The 6,453-nt window shown below is 56.0% G+C and carries 8 protein-coding genes; 6 read left to right on the top strand and 2 right to left on the bottom strand.

From position 1 onward, the window contains the following. From AC0QHF_RS10620 to AC0QHF_RS10600, 5 genes are all read left to right on the top strand, one after another. Nucleotides 1-215, top strand: a 215-nt coding sequence (locus tag AC0QHF_RS10620; RefSeq protein ID WP_324704178.1) for an HNH endonuclease, incomplete at its 5' end; no start/stop codon positions are given. A gap of 134 nt (nucleotides 216-349) precedes the next feature. Then, complete coding sequence (gene rsmH, locus AC0QHF_RS10615; protein WP_324704177.1) at nucleotides 350-1,261, top strand: 16S rRNA (cytosine(1402)-N(4))-methyltransferase RsmH; 912 nt, start codon at nucleotides 350-352, stop codon at nucleotides 1,259-1,261. A gap of 100 nt (nucleotides 1,262-1,361) precedes the next feature. Next, nucleotides 1,362-3,044 (top strand): SpoIIE family protein phosphatase, encoded by a 1,683-nt coding sequence (locus AC0QHF_RS10610; RefSeq protein WP_324704180.1) that lies wholly within the window; start codon nucleotides 1,362-1,364, stop codon nucleotides 3,042-3,044. After that, nucleotides 3,034-3,459: an ATP-binding protein gene (locus AC0QHF_RS10605; protein WP_324704179.1), complete on the top strand. Its 426-nt coding sequence runs from the start codon at nucleotides 3,034-3,036 to the stop codon at nucleotides 3,457-3,459. The genes AC0QHF_RS10610 and AC0QHF_RS10605 overlap by 11 nt, the downstream gene beginning before the upstream one ends. A gap of 111 nt (nucleotides 3,460-3,570) precedes the next feature. Further along, the gene (locus AC0QHF_RS10600; protein WP_324704176.1) at nucleotides 3,571-4,005 is read left to right on the top strand and encodes a hypothetical protein; all 435 of its coding nucleotides are present in this window, start codon (nucleotides 3,571-3,573) and stop codon (nucleotides 4,003-4,005) included. Here AC0QHF_RS10600 and AC0QHF_RS10595 read toward each other — a convergent pair whose 3' ends face one another. Both AC0QHF_RS10595 and AC0QHF_RS10590 read right to left on the bottom strand, forming a co-directional pair. Beyond that, the gene (locus AC0QHF_RS10595; RefSeq protein ID WP_324704175.1) at nucleotides 4,006-4,452 is read right to left on the bottom strand and encodes a nuclear transport factor 2 family protein; all 447 of its coding nucleotides are present in this window, start codon (nucleotides 4,450-4,452) and stop codon (nucleotides 4,006-4,008) included. It abuts the gene before it with no gap. Between the two features lie 236 nt (nucleotides 4,453-4,688). Continuing rightward, nucleotides 4,689-5,201, bottom strand: a complete 513-nt coding sequence (locus AC0QHF_RS10590) for an orange carotenoid protein N-terminal domain-containing protein (protein WP_324704174.1) — start codon at nucleotides 5,199-5,201, stop codon at nucleotides 4,689-4,691. A 228-nt stretch (nucleotides 5,202-5,429) separates the two neighbouring features. Here AC0QHF_RS10590 and queG point away from each other — a divergent pair, with 228 nt between their 5' ends. After that, nucleotides 5,430-6,371, top strand: coding sequence for a tRNA epoxyqueuosine(34) reductase QueG (gene queG, locus AC0QHF_RS10585; RefSeq protein ID WP_324704173.1), 942 nt, complete (start codon nucleotides 5,430-5,432; stop codon nucleotides 6,369-6,371). The last annotated feature ends 82 nt before the right edge of the window (nucleotides 6,372-6,453 follow it).

Raw genomic sequence — 6,453 nt, 5'->3', positions numbered from 1 at the left:
AGAAAGGCAAATGCAAATGGTGCGGGCAGCACTTCACCATCGAAGACCAATTGGAGACCGACCATATCATCCCTAGATGTCTAGGCGGAAAGGATGATTACAAAAACCTCCAACTGCTGCACCGCCACTGTCACGATGTCAAGACTGCTATAGATGGTAGTCAAGGCAAGAGTCGTACTCATAACAACGAGACGACTGAACTAGGAGCCGTGTGAGGTGAAAGTCTCATGCACGGTTTTGAATGGGAGGGAGAGAAGGAAACTTCTCTCTCGACCCCTAATGGTACGACAGATTTATTGCCTTTTGTAGACTTTTGTTTCGCAACTTTAATAATTATAGGGATTTTGGGGTGTCTGAAACCGGTTCGCCAACACAGAATTTAGAATCAAACCGGGCGTTCGTCCATATTTCCGTTTTGAGTCGGGAGTTAATTGAGGGGTTGGAGGTGCGATCGCGCGGCCGATATTTGGACGCGACAACGGGCGGCGGGGGACATACGGGGTTGATTTTGACGGCGGCGCCCGAGGTGCGGGTGACGGCCATCGATCGCGACCCGGAGGCGATCCGGGCGGCTCGTTCCATTCTCTCAGAAACCGTTCCCGATGGATGCGATCGCGTGCAATTTTGGCAGGGCAATTTTGCCGACTATTCCCCGTCCGAACCCTTTGACGGCATCATCGCCGATCTGGGGGTCAACTCCCACCAACTCGACACCCCCGACCGTGGCTTCAGTTTCCGCCATAGTGCGCCGCTGGATATGCGGATGAACCCCGGCGACCCCCTCGACGCGGCCGAAATCGTCAACACCTGGGACGAAAAGCAACTGGCCGATTTATTTTATATCTATGGGGAAGAACGATTTTCTAGAAGAATCGCCCGCCGCATCGTGGAAAAGCGGCCCTTCCGAACCACGGACCAACTCGCCAATGCGATCGCGGCTTCGGTGCCCGGAAAATACCGCCACGGCCGCATCCACCCCGCCACCCGCAGCTTCCAAGCCCTGCGGATCGCCGTCAACGGGGAACTCGACGCCCTGGATACCCTTTTGGAAAAGGCCCCCGGCTGGCTGAAACCGGGGGGGCGCGTCGGCATCATCAGCTTCCACAGCCTCGAAGACCGGCGGGTGAAACACGGGTTCCGGAATTCTCCCGAATTGCAGGTCTTGACCAAAAAACCCGTCGAACCCCAAGCGGACGAAATCGCCCGAAATCCCCGCGCCCGGTCGGCCAAACTCCGATTTGCGATGCGAGTGTCGGAGTGAGTCCGTTTGGCCAACTCCCAAATTCTTTAAAATTCGCTGTCGGGAAAGGCGGTAAGATGATTAAGATGCCTGATTGATTCATCTAGGAGTAGCGTATCGCATGAGTCGGGGAGAAGGTCGCAAGCTGAAACTGATGGTCGTCGATGACGAACCCGATAACCTAGACTTATTGTTTCGGACGTTTCGGCGGGACTTCAAAGTTCACAAAGCCGACAGCGCCCTGAAAGCGCTGGAAATTCTGGATCAAGAAGGCGAAATGGCGATCATCATTTCCGACCAGCGGATGCCGGAAATGAACGGAACCGAATTTCTCGGCAAAACCGTCGAACGCTTTCCCGATACCATTCGCATCCTCCTGACCGGTTACACCGATGTCGAAGATCTGGTGGAAGCCATCAACTCCGGCCAGGTTTTCAAGTACATCACCAAACCCTGGAACCCCGAAGAACTCAAAACCGTCGTCGGGCAGGCCTCCGACACCTACAAATTTTTCAAACAGCGCACCAACGCCCTCCGCCGCGCCCTGAAACGGGAGAGATTGTACAATGACGTGGTGATCGCCTTGCGGGAGTCCCTCGACTATTCGAGTATGCTGCAAACCATCTCGGAAACCGTCGGCGGGACTTTCGAGGCCAACGGCTGCCGGGTGCGGCCCGTGCAAAATGAGTCCCTGGCCGCGGAAGAATTTTCCTACCGCGCGGAAGGGGAAGCCGGGGAAGAGTGGCCGGAAAACAGCGAAGCGCTGATGCAGGCTGCGGTGGAGCATCGCAGCACCCAGACCGACGAGGCGGGGGATGCCATGACCCAAGTGGTGGTTCCCCTCACCTACCAACACGACCTCCTCGCGGTTTTGGCGGTCTACCGCAACAATCCCCTCCTCCCCTGGTCCGAAGAGGACATCAAGTTGCTGGAAGTGGTTTCGGAACAAGCGTCCCTCGCCCTCTCCCAGGCGAGGCTGTATCAGCGGACGGTGGAACTCGCCGAGCAGATGCAGAACGAGCTGAAGGTGGCCCGCCAAATTCAGATGAATTTGCTCCGCCAGAGTTGGCCGGAGTTCGAGACGGTCAAGTTGCAGGCCTGCTGCTACCCGGCTCGGGAGGTGGGGGGCGATTTCTTCGAGGTGTACGTCCACTCCCAGGGGGATATTTGGGTCGCCCTCGGGGACGTCTCCGGGAAGGGCGTCCCGGCGGCGCTGTTTATGGCCAGCGCCATATCCGTGTTGCGACGGGAACTCTCCCAGGACACCTCCCCGGAACCTGAGCAGGTGATGCACAATCTCAATCACATCCTCTCGGATGATTTAATTGGGAACAATCACTTTATTACAATGGTTCTGGCGCGTTACACGCCCTCGACCGGACAGTTGGCCTACGCCAACGCCGGACACATCTACCCCCTTGTCTGGTCGCACCGGGAACTGATCGAGCAGAATTCCGGAGGGGACGGGGTGACGGTGGAACCGATTTTTATCAAAGATCGGGGCATCCCTCTGGGGATTTTACCCGCGTGGCGGGGGAAGGTGGGCAGTCTCGACCTGTCGCCCGGAGATACTTTGCTGCTCACCAGCGACGGAATTACCGAGGCGACGGTCTTACAACAGGGGGCCGACGGCAATTCGTCCCGCGCCATGTTGCAACAAGAGGGGTTGTGGCAACTGTTGAAGCGGCAAACCGGCCCGATCGATTTGGAGGCTCTACTCGCCTCCATCCGCGAACACAACACGGTTCAAGAGGACGATCAAACCATACTCTCTCTGGAGGTCATGTCGATTGATGATAACTGAGCTACAGGTGCCGAGCGATATTCGGTTTTTAGCAGTTGTCGAAAACTGGCTGTTGAGCAGTTTGGAAGTTGAGTTGGGGGACTCCGTGGATTGGCCGCGCCAGTCGAATCGGTTTCGCCTCGTCCTCGCCGAAGCTTACTCCAACGTCATCCGCCACGCCCACCGCGATCGCCCCGAATTGCCGGTGATCGTCCGCTTGGAACTTCTCCAGAGCGACATCCGCCTGGAAATTTGGGATCAGGGTGAGGGGTACGCGATGAATGACTACGACCCGCCCAAGCCGGAGGATAAACAGGAAAACGGCTACGGCTGGCTGATCATGAACCGCCTTATGGACCGGGTGGACTACAAGTTGCAGGTGGACGGCCGCAACTGTTTGAAGTTGGAGGCGAGTCTGCCGCCTCAAGAATCCTAATGGTTCCCATAGGGAAATTTTAATTTTTGTAAATTTAGGTTGCTTCCTCCGGGGAAGGCCGCGTAATAATACAGGGCAAGTTTGACAGAGCTGATGTTTGAGGAAACTGCCGTGAATTCTCTCTTTCCCCTTGCCCCCCGCTACCGCTTGGATGACGAACTGCCCTGGCTCGAAGGGATCGACCCGTCCCGCCACTATTGGATTCGGGTGAATGGAGAGGAAGAATCGATCGCGACCATCCCGGGTTTGAACGTGAGTTCCCACGAGGCATTTCGCGAAGCCATCCTCGAATGGCGATCGCTCCAACCGGGCCGGGAGATGACCTTTGAACGGGCCGCGGGAGAGTTGACGATCCACTGCATCAGCGAGAACTGCTTCGCGATCGCCTCTTCTATCAACGGCGCCCCCGTCTGGCATCTGTTCGATCGCGAAACTTTGGAAAGCTTTTTGATGACGGCCCATCCCGACTGGAAATGTGCGCCGAAGGACGTGGAACTGGGACGGAAAATGTTGGCCCGCTCCCTGCAACTCTCCATCGCTTCCTAATCAATCTCGATTTTGGTGGTATTTCGTAAAGGGACGCAGATTTAACATCTCCTGGGGAGATGCCAGGAGCCTGACCGTCGTCACCGCGATTTTTCGGTCCGCGTTGAGGACGAACTGCCACCCGACGTTGACGCTAAATAGGGACGTTTTCACCCGTCCGAGCACCTGGACTAACAAGCGATCGCCCTCCAACGGCTCGATCCGGACATCTTTGGGCTGGAGTGTCATCCCCTTGGCTTCCGCTTGCAAATAGGTCGCGATCGCTTCGGGTCCGACTGCGGTTTCTTCCAAGGGTGCCTCCAAAACCCCGTCTTCACAAAACAGGGCGGCGGTGTCCCGGAACCGTTCCCCGTTCATCGTTTCAAAATAGCGCCGGACCGTCTCTTCTTCGAGATCGGCGAATTCCAATATCGTTTCCGTGGAATTGGAAAGGGTCTGGGATGTCATAAACATTTCTCCTATTATTGTATGGCACTAAGCATCTCGGTTCGGACATTGCCAAAAGCTGGAAAGCCCTTGTCTCAAGTTTTAACTTGTGACGTTTGACTTTAAAGCCCGGTTGCTCCCTCTTAATTTTGAATTTTGAATTTTGAATTTTGACTTAACAAATAGGGTCAGCTATCTACAGCCAGATAACCAACCCACAAACTAAAACCTGGTTTTTTTGGTACAAAGCGAGCGATCTAGGCGAGGGGATCGATACCCATGTCGGCGGCGACGTTCCGCAGGACGGTGATCTGCTGGCCGAACTCCAACTGCTGGATGTTGGCCATCACCTGCTTGCCGCGGGTCGAGAGTTGGTATCCGTAGGGCATGGGGATGACGCTTCCTTCCTTCATCCACTCGGCTAACTGATACCAGAACGCCAGCTTCGTGTTGTTGGTGAGGACGCCGTAGGCGCGGCTGACGGGGGTTTTGGCTTTACCCGCGATGTCGCGCATGGCTTGCAGTTGGTCCTGCGGGGGCATCTGCTTGATGTCGTTGAGCAGGCCTTCGGCGAACTGCATACGGGCGGCTCCGGGTGCGGCGGGGGTGACGGTGCGGCCCATTTCGGTGTAGAGGAACCAGAGAACGGCCAGTTGTTCGTCAACCGTCAGACCCTTGAACTGCTGGGTGGTGCGGGCAACGGCGCTGGGGTCGCCGGTCACGAACGCATTGGAAAAAATGGTGGTTGCGGACTCGGTAGTGTAAGTCATGGTTGTTGTCCTGTGTAAGGGTGTTCGACTACCAACCCCGTGGGTTTGGCTTTGCTGGATGTTTCCTCCTTGGCTCCCATTATGTAACGTTCTGTAAAGAAATGCAAATAAAATTTGCATATATCCCCCTTCCGAAACAATAATGGAACTTTTTATGGTAGATGCGATCGAAAGCACCACACTTCACCCCCGATTTGTGGTAAACAGTTGATACCCTCCCGCCGGATCATGATTCCCCCTCTTTCCACCGACGCGATCGCGCAAAAACTCCTGACGCTGGGATTTCACAAAGTCGGCGTCGCCCCCGCAACGGACATCCCAACGGAAACTGCCCGGTTGCAGGCTTGGCTGGATGCCGGATATCAGGCGGATATGGAGTGGATGGCGAATCCCAAACGGCAGGATATATATAAAGTGATGCCGGAGGTGCGATCGGTTATCTGCGTGGCCCTCAACTACTACACGCCCCGCGATCGCCCCGAGGGGGAGGAGTACGCCAAAATCTCCCGCTACGGCTGGGGGCGGGACTATCACCGGATTTTGCACAAAAAACTGAAAGCCTTCTGTCGCTGGTTGCAGGGGCAGGGAGAGGGCATTCAGGCGCGATATTACGCCGATACCGGCCCGGTTCAGGATAAGGTCTGGGCGCAGCGGGCCGGACTGGGTTGGATCGCCAAAAACGGGAATTTGATCACGCGGGAATACGGATCTTGGGTATTTTTGGGGGAGGTATTGACGAATTTGGAACTGGAACCGAACCGCCCCCACACGGAACATTGTGGCACTTGCACCCGCTGTATTGAAGCCTGTCCGACGGATGCGATCGCACAACCGTTTGTAGTGGACGCGAACCGCTGCATCGCCTACCACACCATCGAAAATCGCGCCGAAATCCTACCCGAAAATATTGCAAAAAATCTCAACGGCTGGGTTGCCGGGTGCGATATTTGTCAGGATGTTTGCCCTTGGAATCAACGATTTTCCAAGCCCACGGATGAAACGGGATTCGAGCCTTATCCTGACAACGTGGCGCCGACGTTGGCGGAACTGGCGGATATTTCCGATGAGGAGTGGGATAGGCGGTTTACGGCGTCGGCGTTGCGGCGGATCAAACCGGCGATGTGGCGGCGGAATGCGAGGGCGAATATGGATGTTGAGAGGGATGGATAGCGATCGTCAGGCCCCCAAACCCCCAATTCTGGGGGCTTTGAGCGGATGGAATGGCTGCCCCTATGGCGCCCATTGTCAGGCC

It is taken from the genome of Lyngbya sp. CCY1209 (assembly GCF_055795065.1).
Note: the sequence above shows the minus strand (reverse complement) of the source record. Positions and strands in the feature narration are given on the sequence as shown.